The 14,217-nt window shown below is 72.6% G+C and carries 13 protein-coding genes and 1 pseudogene; all 14 read right to left on the reverse strand.

What is annotated here, in order from left to right; genetic code table 11:
* Nucleotides 1-155 precede the first annotated feature (155 nt).
* Nucleotides 156-1,184 carry a glycoside hydrolase family 6 protein gene (locus ACZ6B8_RS03415; protein WP_471089206.1) on the reverse strand — a complete coding sequence of 343 codons (1,029 nt, stop codon included), beginning with the start codon at nucleotides 1,182-1,184 and terminating at the stop codon, nucleotides 156-158.
* 402 nt (nucleotides 1,185-1,586) lie between these two features.
* On the reverse strand, nucleotides 1,587-2,252 hold the full coding sequence (locus tag ACZ6B8_RS03420; protein WP_471606138.1) for a class F sortase: 666 nt from the start codon (nucleotides 2,250-2,252) through the stop codon (nucleotides 1,587-1,589).
* Nucleotides 2,253-2,268: 16 nt separating this feature from the next.
* Nucleotides 2,269-2,874, reverse strand: coding sequence for a hypothetical protein (locus tag ACZ6B8_RS03425; protein WP_471606139.1), 606 nt, complete (start codon nucleotides 2,872-2,874; stop codon nucleotides 2,269-2,271).
* A 92-nt stretch (nucleotides 2,875-2,966) separates the two neighbouring features.
* Nucleotides 2,967-3,746, reverse strand: coding sequence for an HAD-IIA family hydrolase (locus ACZ6B8_RS03430; RefSeq protein WP_471606140.1), 780 nt, complete (start codon nucleotides 3,744-3,746; stop codon nucleotides 2,967-2,969).
* 108 nt (nucleotides 3,747-3,854) lie between these two features.
* Nucleotides 3,855-5,348: an alkaline phosphatase family protein gene (locus ACZ6B8_RS03435; protein WP_471606141.1), complete on the reverse strand. Its 1,494-nt coding sequence runs from the start codon at nucleotides 5,346-5,348 to the stop codon at nucleotides 3,855-3,857.
* Between the two features lie 130 nt (nucleotides 5,349-5,478).
* The gene (locus ACZ6B8_RS03440; RefSeq protein ID WP_471606142.1) at nucleotides 5,479-6,564 is read right to left on the reverse strand and encodes a 2-aminoethylphosphonate ABC transporter substrate-binding protein; all 1,086 of its coding nucleotides are present in this window, start codon (nucleotides 6,562-6,564) and stop codon (nucleotides 5,479-5,481) included.
* A 50-nt stretch (nucleotides 6,565-6,614) separates the two neighbouring features.
* Complete coding sequence (locus ACZ6B8_RS03445; RefSeq protein WP_471089060.1) at nucleotides 6,615-7,412, reverse strand: ABC transporter permease; 798 nt, start codon at nucleotides 7,410-7,412, stop codon at nucleotides 6,615-6,617.
* Nucleotides 7,399-8,325, reverse strand: a complete 927-nt coding sequence (locus tag ACZ6B8_RS03450; protein WP_471606143.1) for a 2-aminoethylphosphonate ABC transporter permease subunit — start codon at nucleotides 8,323-8,325, stop codon at nucleotides 7,399-7,401. The genes ACZ6B8_RS03445 and ACZ6B8_RS03450 overlap by 14 nt, the downstream gene beginning before the upstream one ends.
* Nucleotides 8,318-9,370: an ABC transporter ATP-binding protein gene (locus ACZ6B8_RS03455; RefSeq protein ID WP_471606144.1), complete on the reverse strand. Its 1,053-nt coding sequence runs from the start codon at nucleotides 9,368-9,370 to the stop codon at nucleotides 8,318-8,320. Before ACZ6B8_RS03455 ends, ACZ6B8_RS03450 begins: the two co-directional genes overlap by 8 nt.
* Nucleotides 9,370-10,071: a phosphonatase-like hydrolase gene (locus ACZ6B8_RS03460; RefSeq protein ID WP_471089054.1), complete on the reverse strand. Its 702-nt coding sequence runs from the start codon at nucleotides 10,069-10,071 to the stop codon at nucleotides 9,370-9,372. The genes ACZ6B8_RS03455 and ACZ6B8_RS03460 overlap by 1 nt, the downstream gene beginning before the upstream one ends.
* A 5-nt stretch (nucleotides 10,072-10,076) precedes the next feature.
* Complete coding sequence (locus ACZ6B8_RS03465; RefSeq protein WP_471606145.1) at nucleotides 10,077-11,201, reverse strand: TIGR03364 family FAD-dependent oxidoreductase; 1,125 nt, start codon at nucleotides 11,199-11,201, stop codon at nucleotides 10,077-10,079.
* A gap of 134 nt (nucleotides 11,202-11,335) precedes the next feature.
* Nucleotides 11,336-12,091 carry a GntR family transcriptional regulator gene (locus tag ACZ6B8_RS03470; protein WP_471606455.1) on the reverse strand — a complete coding sequence of 252 codons (756 nt, stop codon included), beginning with the start codon at nucleotides 12,089-12,091 and terminating at the stop codon, nucleotides 11,336-11,338.
* Nucleotides 12,092-12,257: 166 nt separating this feature from the next.
* A complete protein-coding gene (locus ACZ6B8_RS03475) occupies nucleotides 12,258-13,205 on the reverse strand; it encodes a hypothetical protein (protein WP_471606146.1) in 948 nt (315 codons plus the stop codon).
* A gap of 182 nt (nucleotides 13,206-13,387) precedes the next feature.
* A pseudogene (locus ACZ6B8_RS03480) lies at nucleotides 13,388-14,089 on the reverse strand (SDR family NAD(P)-dependent oxidoreductase); the annotation flags it as partial.
* Nucleotides 14,090-14,217: the final 128 nt, after the last annotated feature.

Here is a 14,217-nt window from a genome sequence, read left to right on the forward strand (position 1 = left end):
TCGCCCCGGAGGGGCGTTCAGGGGCGCGGGGAACTGCGCGAGCAACCAACCAGAAAGCCGCAGACGCGTTTGCCGGGTCCCGGCAGATGCGTCTGCGGCTTTTCGTGTGCTGAGCGCGCAGTTCCCCGCGCCCCTGAAGCGCCCTCCGGGCGCCCCTAGCGGGACGCCTTCGCCAGGCCCAGCGCGTACTCCGGCCACCACTCGCCCGCCTTCGGGCCGCCCCGGCACGTGCCGTCGGACTCGCCGGGCCGCTTGACCCACAGATACGCGTCGACGAGCGGGTCGGACGTCTTCGTCGTCGGCGTCTCGCCGAGCGCCCGGCCCGGCGGGTTGCACCAGGGGTCCTTGCCCTTGGTGTAGGGGCCGTTGCCGTTGCGGCCCGTGTCGACGACGAACGGCTTGTTGCCGATCTTCGCGGAGAGCCTCTTCCCGAACTCCGTGCTGGCCTCGGTGGTCTGGAAGTTGGACACGTTCACCGAGAAGCCGTCGGCCTGCTCGACGCCGGACCGCTTCAGGGGCTCCCAGAGCGAGTCGGGGTTCTTCCAGCCCGCGTTGCCCGCGTCCAGGTACACCTTGGTGTTCTTCAGGGACTTGAGTTTGCCGATGGCGCCGTTGAGGAGGTCGTAGCGCTCCTCGTGGAACTGCTCCGGCGTGCACTTGTCGACCATGTGGAGCACCGCGTCGGGCTCCAGGATCACCGTGGCGTGGCGATCGCCGATGCCCTTGGCCACCTGGTCGACGAAGGCGCGGTAGGCGTTGCCGTCGGCGGCGCCGCCGCCCGAGTACTGGCCGCAGTCGCGGTGCGGGATGTTGTAGAGGACCAACAGGGCGTCCCGGTCGGCCTGGTCGGCGGCCTCGGTGAAGCCGCGCGCCTGCTCCTCGGCGTTCTCCGGGAGCAGCCATTCGGCGACGGGCTGTTCGGCGATCTTCCGGATCCGGCCGGCCTCGTCCTTCTTGCCGTCCTCGGCGTACGAGGCGGCCTGCTTCGCCGCCCTGCCGTCCGGGTTGACCCAGAACGGGTCCTTGTCCTTGGGCTGTTGCCTCACCGGAGGGCTCGACGCACCGTCGTCCGCGTCACCGGAGGAACAGCCCGCCATGAGCAGCGCCGCCCCGGCGAGTGCCGCTCCCGCCCGCATCCCCCTGACCGCGAAATTCTGTCCGCGGCCGGTGTCCTTGCGGTACATCCACTCCCCCTCGGTGCACAGTCCGTTTGTCAATCCTGACATACGTATCCCCTGCCCACGAGGGCCGTCCGGACTGCACGAAGACCTGTAGGAGAGCTGTTACGGCGGTGTCGGCGCGGTGCGTCGCACGGTGCTGCGGAGGCGGTCGCGACTCCTGTGGTGACTCGATCGCCCCCTAGGCCCAGCCGCCGGTTCGTTCTACAGTCGGTCACAGGCCCGAGCCCCCGGCCTGCCGACGCCATTCCGTGTGCCGGAATGGTCCAGGACCTCCCGCGCCGACGCCGGGTTACTCCCGCAGCTCGTGCGCGCGCGGTCGAGGACCGGTCCGGTCGGCGACTCCGGGGGGAGCGGGCCGCCGACCGGACCGGGTGCCGCCGAGCAGGCCCGGCCCCTGTCCGTACGTCACTGCCGTACGCCCGTGAGGTACGCCGAGACGATCACGTTCGCCGTGTAGGTGCGGGCCGCCTTGTCGAAGGTGCCGCCGCAGGTGATCAGGCGCAGCTCCGCGCGGCCCGCCTCGTGGTGCCCGTACGCCTTCTTCGCGTCGAAGCGGGCGCGGGTGACGACCCGTACGTCGTCCACGGTGAACTCGGCGACGGTGCCGTCGTCGCGGGTCACCTCGACCTTCTCACCGGGACGCAGCGCGCTGAGGTCGTAGAAGACGGCGGGCTCGGTCTCGGTGTCGACGTGGCCGACGACGAGGGCCACGCCCGGGGCGCCGGGACGGGTGCCGCCGCCGTACCAGCCGACCGAGTCGGCCTCGGAGAAGGGGGGCGGGTCGATCGCTCCTTCCGCGTCCAGGCCGCGGGCCGACACCGGGGCCCGCACCTTCAGCGACGGGACGTCGACGCGCAGCGGGCGCGCGGGCGGCAACGGCCGGTGCGCGGAGGGGAGTTCGACGCCGAGCGGGCGGCCGACCGCGGCCACGTCGCCGGTGGCGGGTCCGGAGAGCCCGCCGGGCAGATCGGTGATGCCGCTCCCCCAGAGCGAAAGACCGACCAGGAGGACGGCCCACGCCACACCGGTCAGCAGCCGTCCCGAGCCTGCGTTGTGTTCACCGCTGGACACCACAGCACCCGGCCCGTCACTCGGAGCGGCGCTTGCGGACGCTGCGGATCGCGACGGCCACGGCCGCGACCCCGGCGAGGACCAGGCCGACCACGGCGTGCCGGGTGCCCGGCCCCGCCTCCTGGGCGTCGGCGGACGTGGCGGTGTGGACCCGCTCCGCGGCGCCGCCGCCCCCGGCGCGCACCGGCGAGACGGGTTCCTGGTGGTGACCCCCGTCCTGGTGGTGGCCCCCCTCTTGGTGGTGGCCCCCCTCCTGGTGGTGGCCCCCGGTCACCTGGACCCTGCCGGCGCCCTGGTGCGGGTGGCCGTCACAGGTGACGGTGACGTCGTACGTGCCGGAGACGCCGTGCCGGATGGTGGCGGTGCCATTGAGCGCGTACCTGCCGCCGTCGCGGCCGGTGAGCCTGGCGTCCCCCTCGAAGGCCCCCGACCCGGCCGACCCGGTCGTGCCGTCACAGCCCGTGACGCTCACCTCCACGGTGGCGCCGGGCGCGCTGCTGGACGGTATGACGGTGGCCCTCACGGAGCCCTCGTCGTGGGCCAGCGCCGCGGTGGCGGGCAGGGCGGCCGCCAGGGCGACGGCCACCCCGGCCGCACGGACAGCAAGGGAACATATACGCATCGTGAACCTCCTGATACGAGGTTCACGCGCGGGGCGCGCCTTCGCATCTCGAAACCGGCCGCCGGGGGCGGCTCCGGAGGCTCAGCCGCAGGTCAGATGCGGTCCACGAGGTCCGCGATGGAGTTCACGACGGTGGACGGGCGGAAGGGGTACTTGTCGATGTCGGCCCGGGTGGTGAGCCCGGTGAGCACCAGGAACGTCTCCATCCCGGCCTCCAGACCGGCCAGGACATCGGTGTCCATGCGGTCGCCGATCATCGCGCTGGTCTCCGAGTGCGCCCCGATGGCGTTCAGGCCGGTCCGCATCATCAGCGGGTTGGGCTTGCCGGCGAAGTAGGGGGTCTTGCCGGTCGCCTTGGTGATCAGCGCGGCGACGGCGCCGGTCGCGGGCAGCGGGCCCTCGGTGGAGGGGCCGGTCTCGTCGGGGTTGGTGCAGATGAAGCGGGCGCCGCCGTTGATGAGCCGGACGGCCTTGGTCATGGCCTCGAAGGAGTACGTGCGGGTCTCACCGAGCACCACGTAGTCCGGGGCGTGGTCGGTGAGGACGTATCCGATGTCGTGCAGGGCGGTGGTGAGGCCGGCCTCGCCGATGACGTACGCGGTGCCGCCGGGGCGCTGGTCGTCGAGGAACTTGGCGGTGGCGAGCGCGGAGGTCCAGATGTTCTCCACGGGCACGTCCAGGCCCATGCGGGCGAGGCGGGCCTGGAGGTCGCGCGCGGTGTAGATGGAGTTGTTCGTCAGCACGAGGAAGGGCTTGCCGGAGTCGCGGAGCTTCTTGACGAAGGCGTCGGCGCCGGGGATCGGCACCCCCTCGTGGATGAGCACGCCGTCCATGTCGGTGAGCCACGATTCGATGGGCTTGCGCTCTGCCATGGGGTGCACTCCTGCGTTCTGCGTCGATGCGGGGTAACTGAGGGGCGCCGGGACAGCGCTGTGCCGACGCCCCTCAGCCTAATCAGGAAGCCGCGATCTTGGACCGGGTCAGGAGGGCGTGATCTGTACGCCGTCGACGGCCCAGTACCAGTTGTTGCCGCCGGTGTAACGGAAGCGGACCCGGGCCGTGCGGGCGCCGGCCGGGACGCGCAGGGTGATGTGCTCGACGACGGACGGGGTGTCCACCGTGTAGGTCCTGACCGTGACCGGGGCGCCGCCGTCGTAGGAGACGAGCACCTCGCCCTTCTGCGGGGCCTCTTGGCGGTAGTACGTGGTGTAGGCGAGCGTCGCGTCCGTGCCGCCCGTCACGTCGTAGGGCGGGCTGACGAGGGTCGAGTCGAAGGTGCCGGTGAACGTCTTGTCGGCCCACTCGTCGCCGTCGGCGACCGCGAAGACGCCGCGGGCGCGGATGTTGTTCTCGCGCTGCTGGTCGCGGGCGGCCTTCGTCCAGAACTCGTCCGTCGTGAAGGACCAGCCGCGCCACTCGGTGACGCCGCCGCCACCCATCCTGCTGTTGTCGACGCTCCAGCCGTCCGGCGGGGTGTGCGTGAAGCCGAGGACGCCGGGGCCGACGCCGCTCTCGTCGACCGGTCCGGTCAGCCGGGCGCGCAGGGCGTCGAAGGCGTCGGGGCGCGGCTGCTGGAGAGGGCGGCCGTCCAGCTGCCAGGCGGGGGCGATGGCGATGCCGAGGTGGGCGAGGGCGGAGGCGGCGACGTCGGGCATCCGGATGTCGTGGCGGACCGAGCCCGCGGTGATCGTGGGGCCGGTGGCGATCAGGAAGGTCTGCCGTTCGGGCCAGCTGGAGCCGCCGTGGCCGCCCGCGTCGGTGTGCCCGTGGTCGGCGGTGATCATGACGAGCCAGTCCTCGTCGTCGTACGTGGCACGGGAGGTGACAGCCGCGAGGATCCGGCCGGTCTGGGTGTCGACGCCGTGCAGCGCGTCGAGGTAGGCCTGGCTCGCGGCGCCGCTGCTGTGGCCCGCGTGGTCGACGTTGTCGAGCTGGACGAAGACCGCGGCAGGGTCGCCGTTCTCGAGCTCGGCGACGGCGCGGGCGGTGGTGCCGGTGTCGTACTCGGCGGCCGGTGTGGAGACGCGGGCGTCGACCTTCGCGGAGAAGACGATGTCGGTGATGGGGTTCCAGGAGGCGACGGCGTAGGTCCGCAGGCCGGGCCTGACCGCCTCGATCCGGGTCATGAAGTCCGGGTACCTCGCCAGCTGGTGGCCGGTGAAGTCGTTGTTCACGACCCGGTGCTTGTCGGGCCAGACGCCGGTGATGAGCGTGGACCAGCCGGGGCCCGACGAGGTGGGCGCGAGGGGGGCCGAGTACAGGGCGCTCGGGGCCGTGAGGCCCGCGCTCATCAGGCCCTTCAGGGTGGGGGTCCGCGCGTCCTTGATTCTGTTGAGCAGGGCGCCGTCGAGCCCTATGACCAGGACCTTCGGGGTCTTGGCCGCAGCCTGTGCGACGGCGGCCAGGGGGCCCGCCGAGGCCGCGAGGGCGGCGGCGGAGACGAGCAGCGAGCGGCGGGAGATACCTGACGACACGTGATCCTCCGGAATCGGGGGTGGGGAGGGCGGCGCACGCCAACACCCCCGGAGAACCAGGGGCGTTGGGTCCATACCCGTTATCCTTTCGCTACCGAACCGCTGGGGCCAGGGTCACGGCGGTGAACTCTCAGCTACCGGTCGCCGACTTCCAGTCCGCCACGTACGACGGCAGGTTCTCGGCGACGTCCCGCCAGTCCGGCCGGAAGATCTCCACGCCGTCGACGATCTTGTCGAGGGCGATGGCGTTGGCGTCGGTGGGCTTGACGTCCTCGCGGGCCGGGAAGCCGCCGCCGATCTCGCTGACCTGTCGCTGCGCCTGCCTCCCGAGCAGGAAGTCGAGGAACTTCCTGGCGTTGGCCTCGTGCGGGGCCTTGGAGACGAGCCCGGCCGCGTAGGGCAGCGCGAAGGTGGTGGGCTGGTCGGGGTTCTTCGCGGTGGCGGGGAACCAGATGCCGAGGTTCGGCATGTCCTTGGACTGCGCGTGGTTCATCTGGACGTCACCGTTGGCGGCGAGGAGTTCGCCCTTGTCGACCTTGGGCGCGAGCTTGCCGGTGGAGGCGGACGGGCCGACGTTGTTGGTCTGCAGCTTCGCCAGGTACTCCATCGCCGGCTTCTTGCCGCCGAAGTCGTGCATGGCCTTGATGAGCACGGCGGTGCCGTCGCCCGCGACGCCGGGCGTGGAGTACTGCACCTTGTCCTTGTACGTGCCCTCGGTGAGGTCCTCCCAGGTCTTCGGCGCCTTGCCGCCGGGGAGCTCCTTCTTGTTGTAGATGAAGCCGAAGTAGTTCTTCACCACGGAGGTCCAGGTGCCGTCTGCGGCCTTGTCGGCGGCGCCGACCTCCTGTGCCCCCTCGGGCTCGTACTTCTTCAACAGTCCCTTTTCACCCGCCTGTTGGATGAAGGGCGGCAGGGTGATCAGGACGTCGGCCTGGGTGTGGGACTTCTCGCGGACGGCGCGCTGCACCATCTCGCCGGAGCCGCCCTCGACGTAGTTGACCTTGATGCCGGTCTGCTTGCGGAAGTCCTCGAAGACGCGGTCGTACCAGCCGTCACCCTTCTCACCCTTGAGGCCGTCGGCGCTGTAGACGGTGACGACCTTGTCGTCGGAGGCGGCGGAGCTGCCGCCGCACGCGGTGAGGGAGCCGGCGAGGACGAGGGCGCCGGTGACGGCGGCGATCGTGCGGGCGGGGTGGACGCGGGTGAGGCGGGACATGACGTTTCGTACTCCTTGATGACGTGAAGGTCCGTGCGGGGGCGGGCGGTTCAGCGGTAGGAGGCGCGGGTGCGGATGCGGGAGACGGCGAGGAGCACGAGCAGGGTGGCGGCCATGAGGACCACCGCGACGGCGGCGCCGGTGAAGGTGGAGCCGCGGTCGGTGGCCGCGTAGATCCGCACGGGCAGCGGCACCCAGTCCGGTGGGTAGAGCATCATCGTGGCGCTCAACTCGCCCATGGAGAGCGCGAAGCAGAGCCCGGCGGCCGCGGTCAGGGACGGCAGGAGCAGCGGCAGCTTCACCTTCCACAGGACGTACGAGGGCCGGGCGCCCAGTGACGCGGCGGCCTGCTCGTACACCGGGTCGAGCCGCACGAGGGCGGCCGAGACGGACTGGTGGGCGAAGGCCGTGACGAGCAGGGTGTGCGCGAGGACGACGATCCACCGGGTGCCGTTGAGGATGATGGGCGGCTCGGAGAACGCGACGAGGACCGCGAGGCCGACGACCACCGACGGCACGGCGACGGGCAGCATGAACAGTGCGTCGAGGAACCTCTTGCCGCCCTTCTTCAGGGAGGCGGCGGCGAGCGCGGCCCAGGTGCCGACGGCCAGCGCGAGCAGGCTGCTGCTCACCGCGGTCACCAGGCTGGTGGTGAGGGCCTCCAGGGACTCCCCGCGGGTGGCCGAGGCGTAGTGCTCTCCGGTGAAGCCGGAGGGGAACGCCCCCGACCAGTGCTCCGCGAGCGACGCCGTGAGGATCACGAGCAGCGGCAGCGCGAAGAGCGGCAGGAAGAGGACGGCGAAGAGCGCCCAGGTGGCCCACCTCGCCTTGCGGCTATGCACCAGCACGACGGCTCACCACCCGGTAGAGGCCGTAAAGGCCCACGGAGATCAGGATGTTGACGACGGCCACCACACAGGCCGCCGGGTAGTCGGACTCCAGGATGGCCTTGCCGTACACGAGCATCGGCAGCGTCGTGACGCCCTTGGCGCCGGTGAAGAGGACGATGCCGAACTCGTTCAGGCACATGACGAGGACGAGACTGCCGCCGGCGGCGAGCGCGGGCAGCGCCTCGGGCAGGATCACCCGGCGCACGATCCGGGCGGGCCGCGCCCCGAGACCGGACGCCACCTCCAGCTGGGCCGTGTCGATCTGCGAGAACGCGGCGAGCAGGGGGCGCATCACGAAGGGCGTGAAGTACGTGATCTCGGCGAGCAACACGCCCCACGGGGTGGTCAGGAACTGGAACGGCCCCTCGGTGGCGCCGGTGGCGTCCGTCCACACCCCGTTGGCCATGCCCTTCGTCCCGTAGAGGAACAGCAGGGCGAGGGTGATCAGGAAGGACGGAAAGGAGAGGAAGACGTCGATGAACCGGGAGACGGCCTTGGCGCCGGGAAACGGCACGAAGGCGATGATCAGCGCGAGCGCGAAGCCGAGCACGAGGCATCCCGCGGTCGCCCCGACGGCCAGCCACACCGTCGTCCCGAGCGCCTCCCGGAACGCCTCGGAGCCGAAGACGTCGGCGTAGGGCTCGAACGAGGTGCCCCCGGTGTCGGGCCGCACGGACTGCCGCACGACGAGCGCGAGCGGGTAGAGGAAGAAGAGCCCGAGCAGGGCGGCGGGGGGAAGGGCCCAGAGGAAGGCGGGCACCTTGCGGACGCGTCCCCCGGTTCCGCCGGCGGCCGGTGGGGCCTTTGCCGGGGCGGGCACGGTCCCCGGTGCCGGGGCGCTTTTCGCGAGGCGCTCGGCGGGACTACGCATCGGTCACCCCTGCGGAGAGCAGCACCGCGTCCTCGGGCGCGAAGTGCAGGGTCACCGTCGCACCGAGAGCCGGCGGGGTCCGCAGCTCCCGGACGTCCGCCTTGATCCGCTCTCCGCCGACCTCGACGTACAGCCGGTGCGTGGCCCCCCGCCACTGCACCTCGACCACCTCTCCCCGCAGGGGGTTCGGGCCCTCCCCGAGCCCCACGAGGTGCGGCCGCACGCACAACGTGGCCGTCACCCCGGCGGCCACGCCCCCCGTGTCGACCTCGAGCTCGGCCCCGCCGAAGGACACACCCCCCGAACCCACCGTCACCGGCAGGAGGTTCGCGTTGCCCACGAAGGACGCCGTGAACTCCGTCCGGGGCGCCCGGTACAACTCCTGGGGCGTCCCGCAGTCCCGCAGCCGCGCCCGGTCCATCACGGCGATCCGGTCGGCCAGGGTGAGCGCCTCCACCTGGTCATGGGTGACGTACAGGATGGAGACGTCCGGCAACTCCCGGTGCAGCCGGGCCAGTTCCGCCAGCATCCCCGACCGCAGCTGCGCGTCGAGCGCGGACAGCGGCTCGTCGAGCAGCAGCACGCCGGGCCGGACGGCGAGCGCCCGCGCGATGGCGACCCGCTGCTGCTGCCCGCCGGACAGCTCGCGCGGATACCGCTTCGCGTACGCCGCCATCCCGGTCATCTCCAGCGCCTCCGCGACCCGCCCGGGAATCTCGGACCTGGCGGTCTTGCGCGCCTTCATGCCGAAGGCGACGTTGTCCGCGACCCGCATGTGCGGGAAGAGCGCGTAACTCTGGACGACCATGCCGATGCCGCGCCGGTGCGGCGGCAGCGCGGTGACGTCGCGGTCCCCGATGAACACCCGCCCCGAGGCGGGCCGCACGAACCCGGCGACGGTCCGCAGCGCGGTGGTCTTGCCGGACCCGGAGGGCCCGAGCAGGGCCATCACCTCGCCCGGCTCCACGGTCAGGTCGAGGGAGTCGAGGACGGTGGTGCCGCCGTAGGCGACACTGACCCGGTCGAAGCGGATGCCGCTGCCCATCAGCCGACTCCGCGCAGGACGGCGGGGAGTTCGGCGACCGAACCGAGCACATGGGTGGCGCCGGCCTCGCGGAGCGCGGTGGCGCCGTGCGCGCCGGTCAGCACCCCGGCGACCACCGAGGCACCCGCCCGTACGCCGCTGCGCATGTCGTACGCCGTGTCGCCCGCGACCGCGACGTCCTGGACGCCGTCCGCGGCGCCGGTGCGCAGGAACGCGCTGAGCACCATGTCCGGGTAGGGCCGGCCGCGGCCGCCGGCGTCGGCGGGGCACAGGGTCAGTCCGACCAGGTCCCGCCAGCCCAGCGCGTCGAGGATGGCGTCCTGGGTGACGCGGGCGAAGCCGGTGGTCAGGACGACGGTCCGCCCGTCCTGCGTGAGCTCCTCCACGGCCTCGCGCGCTCCGGGCACGGGCGCGATGCGGCCGCCGTCGACGAGCGTCCCGTACGCCTTCTCGAAGGCCGTGTTGGCCTGCTGGGCGCGCGCCTCGTCGCCGAACAGGTGCCGGAAGACGGAGATCTTGGACTCGCCCATGGTGGCGCGCACGTACTCCAGCTTCGCGGCGTGGTCCGCGGAGTCCGGCTCGACGCCGAGCTCGCGCGCGGCGGCGGCGAAGGCCTGCTCGACGAGGCCGCCGTCGGCGACGGTGGTCCCGGCCATGTCGAGGACGACAAGGCGGATACGGCCGGTGTGCTTCGTGGTCAACCCGTTCACCATCCCAGCTCGTTCGCGGTCTTCTCGGCGATGGCGGGCGAGCAGGTCATGCCGCGCCCCCCGGGCCCGGTCACCAGCCACACGCCCTCGCGCACCTGCTGCCGGTGCACGACCCGGCTCGTGTCGGCGCACTGCGCGTACACCCCGGCCCAGCGGCGCCGGATCCTCGGCAGCGGGCGGCCGAGGAAGCCCTCGACGACCTCGGTGAGGTGGTCGTAGGGGGCCTCGTCGGTGTCGAAGGCGAAGGGGTGCTCGTACTCGTGGGTGTCGCCGATGGTCAGGCCGCCGTCCGCGCGCTGCACCATGAGCAGCTGCATCTTGTGCGCGGCGGCGGTGGGGGTCTGCGGCTGGTGCGCGGTGAGCTCGTCGAGCGCGGGCGAGCGGTAGGCGGGGTAGTAGCGGAAGCTGTCGGCGTCGGCGACGGAGGTGGTGAGCGGCTCGCCGAGCGGTTCGGTCTGCATCATCTGGAGCCGGACGCGGCGCACCGGCAGGCCGGGCCCGGCCAGTTCGCGGACGAGGCCGCCGAGCCAGGCGCCGGTGGCGAGGACGACGGCGTCGCCGGTGTGCACGTCGCCGTGGTCGTCGCGGACACCGCGCTCCCCGACGACCTCGCGGACCTCGCGCCCCGGCAGGAACGTGTAGCGCGGGGAGGCCAGCAGCGCCTCGCGCAGCCTGAGTTGGGCGGTACGGGGTTCCACCGCCGCGTCCCGCTCGCACCACAGGCCCGCGACGAAGTCGCCGCGCAGGGCCGGGTTGAGGGCGCGGGCCTCGTCGGCGCCGAGCAGCTTGTAGCCGCGGGCGGCGGCGTCGGGCCTGGCCAGCGCGGCCTCGGCGACGGCGCGCTCGCGTGCGTCGCGTACGAGGGTCAGGGAGCCGTTGGCCCGGAAGCCGAGGCCGGGGACCCGCGCGCCGATGTCCTCCCACAGTTCGCGGGCGCGCAGGGCGGTGTCGAGCTCCTCGCCGCCCGCCCGGCCGCTCACCCATATCTGTCCGAAGTTGCGCAGCGACGCCCCGCGGGCCTCGCTCTCGCGCTCGATCTGTACGACCTCGTGGCCGCGTTCCACTGCGTGCCAGGCGTGCATGGTTCCCACCACGCCGGCTCCTACGACGATGACTCTCACGACGGCAACGCTGCGGGCGACGGATGACCCGCGCGGGACCGGCGGACGACGGGACGGTGAACGGGCCCCCAAGCTTGGACCAGACCCGTTACGTTTCCGTGATGTGACCGCGTCGGCCGGGGCACCCGCAAGGGTCAGGCGTGTCCGTCGAGCCGCGTGGTGAACGAGAACCGGTCGCCGCGGTAGAGGGTGCGCACCCGCTCCAGCGGCCGTCCGGCGGTGTCCCGCGAGAGCCGGTGGATGAGCAGCATGGGCAGTGCGGGCGGCGTCCCGACGAGCAGGGCCTCGCGCGGGGTGGCGAGGACCGTCTCGATCCGCTCGTCGGCGTCCCCGAAGGCGATGCCGAGACGGTCGCGGAGGTAGGAGTAGAAGGAGGAGTCGGGCTCGAAGTCGGTGTCGAGCCGCGGCACACGGCCGACGCGGACGTACGTGCTCTCCAGGCCGACCCGCTCGTCGTCGGCGAGCAGGACGCGCTCCATGTGCCAGACGTCCTCGCCCACGACGGCCCCGATCTCGGCGGCGAGCGCGGCGGGGCACGGGAAGCGGTCCAGGGAGATGAGGTTGCGGCCGGGGGTACGGCCCTGGCGCCGCACGCCTTCCGTGTAACTCGCCAGCGACAGCGGCTGCTCCAGCTTGGGCCCGGCGACGACGGTGCCGCGCCCCTGCCGGCGCAGCCGCCCTTCGAGAAGGAGCTCCCGCAACGCCTGCCGCACGGTCTCCCGCGCCACCTCGTACCGCTCGGCGAGATCCCGCTCGGTGGGCAGGGTCTGCCCGTCGCCCAACTCCTCGACGAGCGCGGCGATCCGCGCCTTCACGGCGTAGTACTTGGGGATCCGCCCGTGCTCGGGAATCCCGGACCGAATGGGCGCACCCGGCGCCTGGTCGAGCAGATGGGCGGGAACACGCGGCGCCCGCGGGGCGGGCGTGGGGGCAGGGTTCGGGTTGTCCACCCCGGGATGTTCGCAGACGTACGTGAACGTGGGGGTGAATGCGGGGTGGCGGGGGACCGGAGCCCAGGGGGCTGAACTCGGGGGCCGGGGGGGGCGCCGGGGAGGGTCAGTTGCGTTTCGTGCGCATGCGGCGGGTCGTCATGACGATCGCGCCCACGCCCAGCAGGACCGCGCCCGCGGCGATGCCCAGGGCGAGCGGTGTGCCCGGGCCCGTCTGCGCGAGCTGTTCGGCGGTCGGGGTCGCGGGGCCGTCGGGCTCGACGTCGAACGCGTACTCGTTGGACTCGCCGACCCAGTCGCCGTCGTCCTCCCTGCGCTGCACCAGCGCCGCCGTGGCCGCGACGTGGTCGGCCTCCGTGTCGGAGGTGAAGGAGAGCCGTACCTTGACGCCGACGGTCCGGCCCGGTGCGACCGTGAACCCGGGGAAGCCGTCGTCGAAGACGCCGATGTTCTCGCCCGGTCCGGTCTTCTCGAAGCGCACGGGTCGCCTGCGCGTCCCGTCGTGGAACTCCAGCTGCACCTGCTCCGGCTCCAGCGTCCGCGCCCGGTCGACGAGGACGAGGATCGGGTGGATGTTGCCGCAGGACTCGTCGGTGGTGTTGGTGAGGTCGATCGTCCAGTCCCGGTACCCCTCCCCCGGCCGGTACGTGCCGGGCCCCCGGTGGATGCGGGTGTCGATGGGGAAGTCGGTGCCGTCGGCGGACGAGCAGGTGGGCCGGTTCGCGGCGTCGGGCCGGACGGCGGAGTCACGGCGGACGGCGGAGTCACGGCGGACGGCACCGGACCGAACGCCACCGGGCCGGACGGCACCGGGCCGGACGGCGGAGTCCTCCCGGGCGGCGGGATCGGCTTCCCGCGGGGCCGCGACGCCAAGGCCCCCGGCGCCGCAGGGCGAGCCCTTCACGGCCGCCGAGCCCGCCGTACGCGCGACCGCGCAGACGTGACCGCCCCGTACGCCACCCCCCTCGGCCGCGCCGGACACCCCGGCCGCCACGGGTACGAGGGCGACGGCCGCGGCGGCGACACCGAGGACGAGCGAGCTGCGGAAGCGCATGGAGGACCAGAACCTTTGCTGAGCCGGACGCCGACGGAACGCCGGGACCCCCGAGAGCCTTCCACGCACGCGCCGTCCCGCCTCCCCGCCACCACCCGATAGGCCCGATCGGCCCGTCCCGGTCCCCCCGTTCAGGGGAGATTCCGCGCCGACGGGTTCACCGGGTCACCCCGCGCGGAGCGCTACCACGGCACGGGCTCGCCGTGCCGGTCCAGGAACCGCAGCCCGGCCGCGCCCGCCTCCGACCCCGCCTCCGCCGCCTTCTCCAGTACGTCGACGACCGCCGGCACGCTCTCCCGCGGGTCGAGCGGCGCGCCGGGCCCGCCGAGCCGGGTGCGGTTGTGCCCGGGGTCGACGAGCAGCTTGGTCAGCCCGTCGTCGGCGTAACGGGTCGCGTAACTGCGCATCAGCTGGTTGAGCGCGGCCTTGCTGGCCTTGTACAGCTCGTAACCGCCTTCCGTGTTGCGGGAGATGCTGCCCTGGTCGGAGGACATGACCGCGACGGTCCCGCCGGGGACGACCATCTCGCGCAGGGCCTCCAGGGTGCGCAGCGGGCTCAGCGCGTTGGTCACCATCACCTCGGTGAACATCTCCGTCGGCACCTCGCTGATCGGCAGGTCACCCCGGTCGATCGCGGCGTTGACGAAGAGCAGGTCGAGCCGGGTGCCGGCCAACCGCTCGCGCAGCGCGGCGAGTTCGTCGGGGCTGGTCATCTCCAGGGTCTCCAGGGTGAGCCGCCCCTCCCGGGTCTCGGCGAGTTCGCGCAGCTCGCCGCGGGTCTCGCGGGCCGTGGCCACGACGTGCCAGCCGCGCCGGGTGAGCTCGTCGACGAGGACGAGCCCTAACCCCCGGGAGGCCCCGACGACGAGGGCCCGCCGCCCGGACGAGCCGGCCTCGGCGGGGGCGGGAGCGGAGGTTGTGGCTGGGGCTGTGACTGGGACTGTGACTGGGGCAGCGGTAGCGGTAGCGGTAACAGGAACAGGAACAGGGGCGGTGGACACGGGTACTCCTT

This window comes from Streptomyces sp. NPDC041122, from assembly GCF_055592445.1.

Excerpts from the sequence above, each read along its gene's own strand:
- ACZ6B8_RS03455 (WP_471606144.1), bottom strand. The coding sequence starts at position 9,370 with ATGGGCAGCGGCATCCGCTTCGACCGGGTCAGTGTCGCCTACGGCGGC.
- ACZ6B8_RS03440 (WP_471606142.1), bottom strand. The coding sequence starts at position 6,564 with ATGTCCCGCCTCACCCGCGTCCACCCCGCCCGCACGATCGCCGCCGTC.
- ACZ6B8_RS03430 (WP_471606140.1), bottom strand. The coding sequence starts at position 3,746 with ATGGCAGAGCGCAAGCCCATCGAATCGTGGCTCACCGACATGGACGGC.
- ACZ6B8_RS03415 (WP_471089206.1), bottom strand. The coding sequence starts at position 1,184 with ATGTACCGCAAGGACACCGGCCGCGGACAGAATTTCGCGGTCAGGGGG.
- ACZ6B8_RS03450 (WP_471606143.1), bottom strand. The coding sequence starts at position 8,325 with ATGCGTAGTCCCGCCGAGCGCCTCGCGAAAAGCGCCCCGGCACCGGGG.
- ACZ6B8_RS03475 (WP_471606146.1), bottom strand. The coding sequence starts at position 13,205 with ATGCGCTTCCGCAGCTCGCTCGTCCTCGGTGTCGCCGCCGCGGCCGTC.
- ACZ6B8_RS03425 (WP_471606139.1), bottom strand. The coding sequence starts at position 2,874 with ATGCGTATATGTTCCCTTGCTGTCCGTGCGGCCGGGGTGGCCGTCGCC.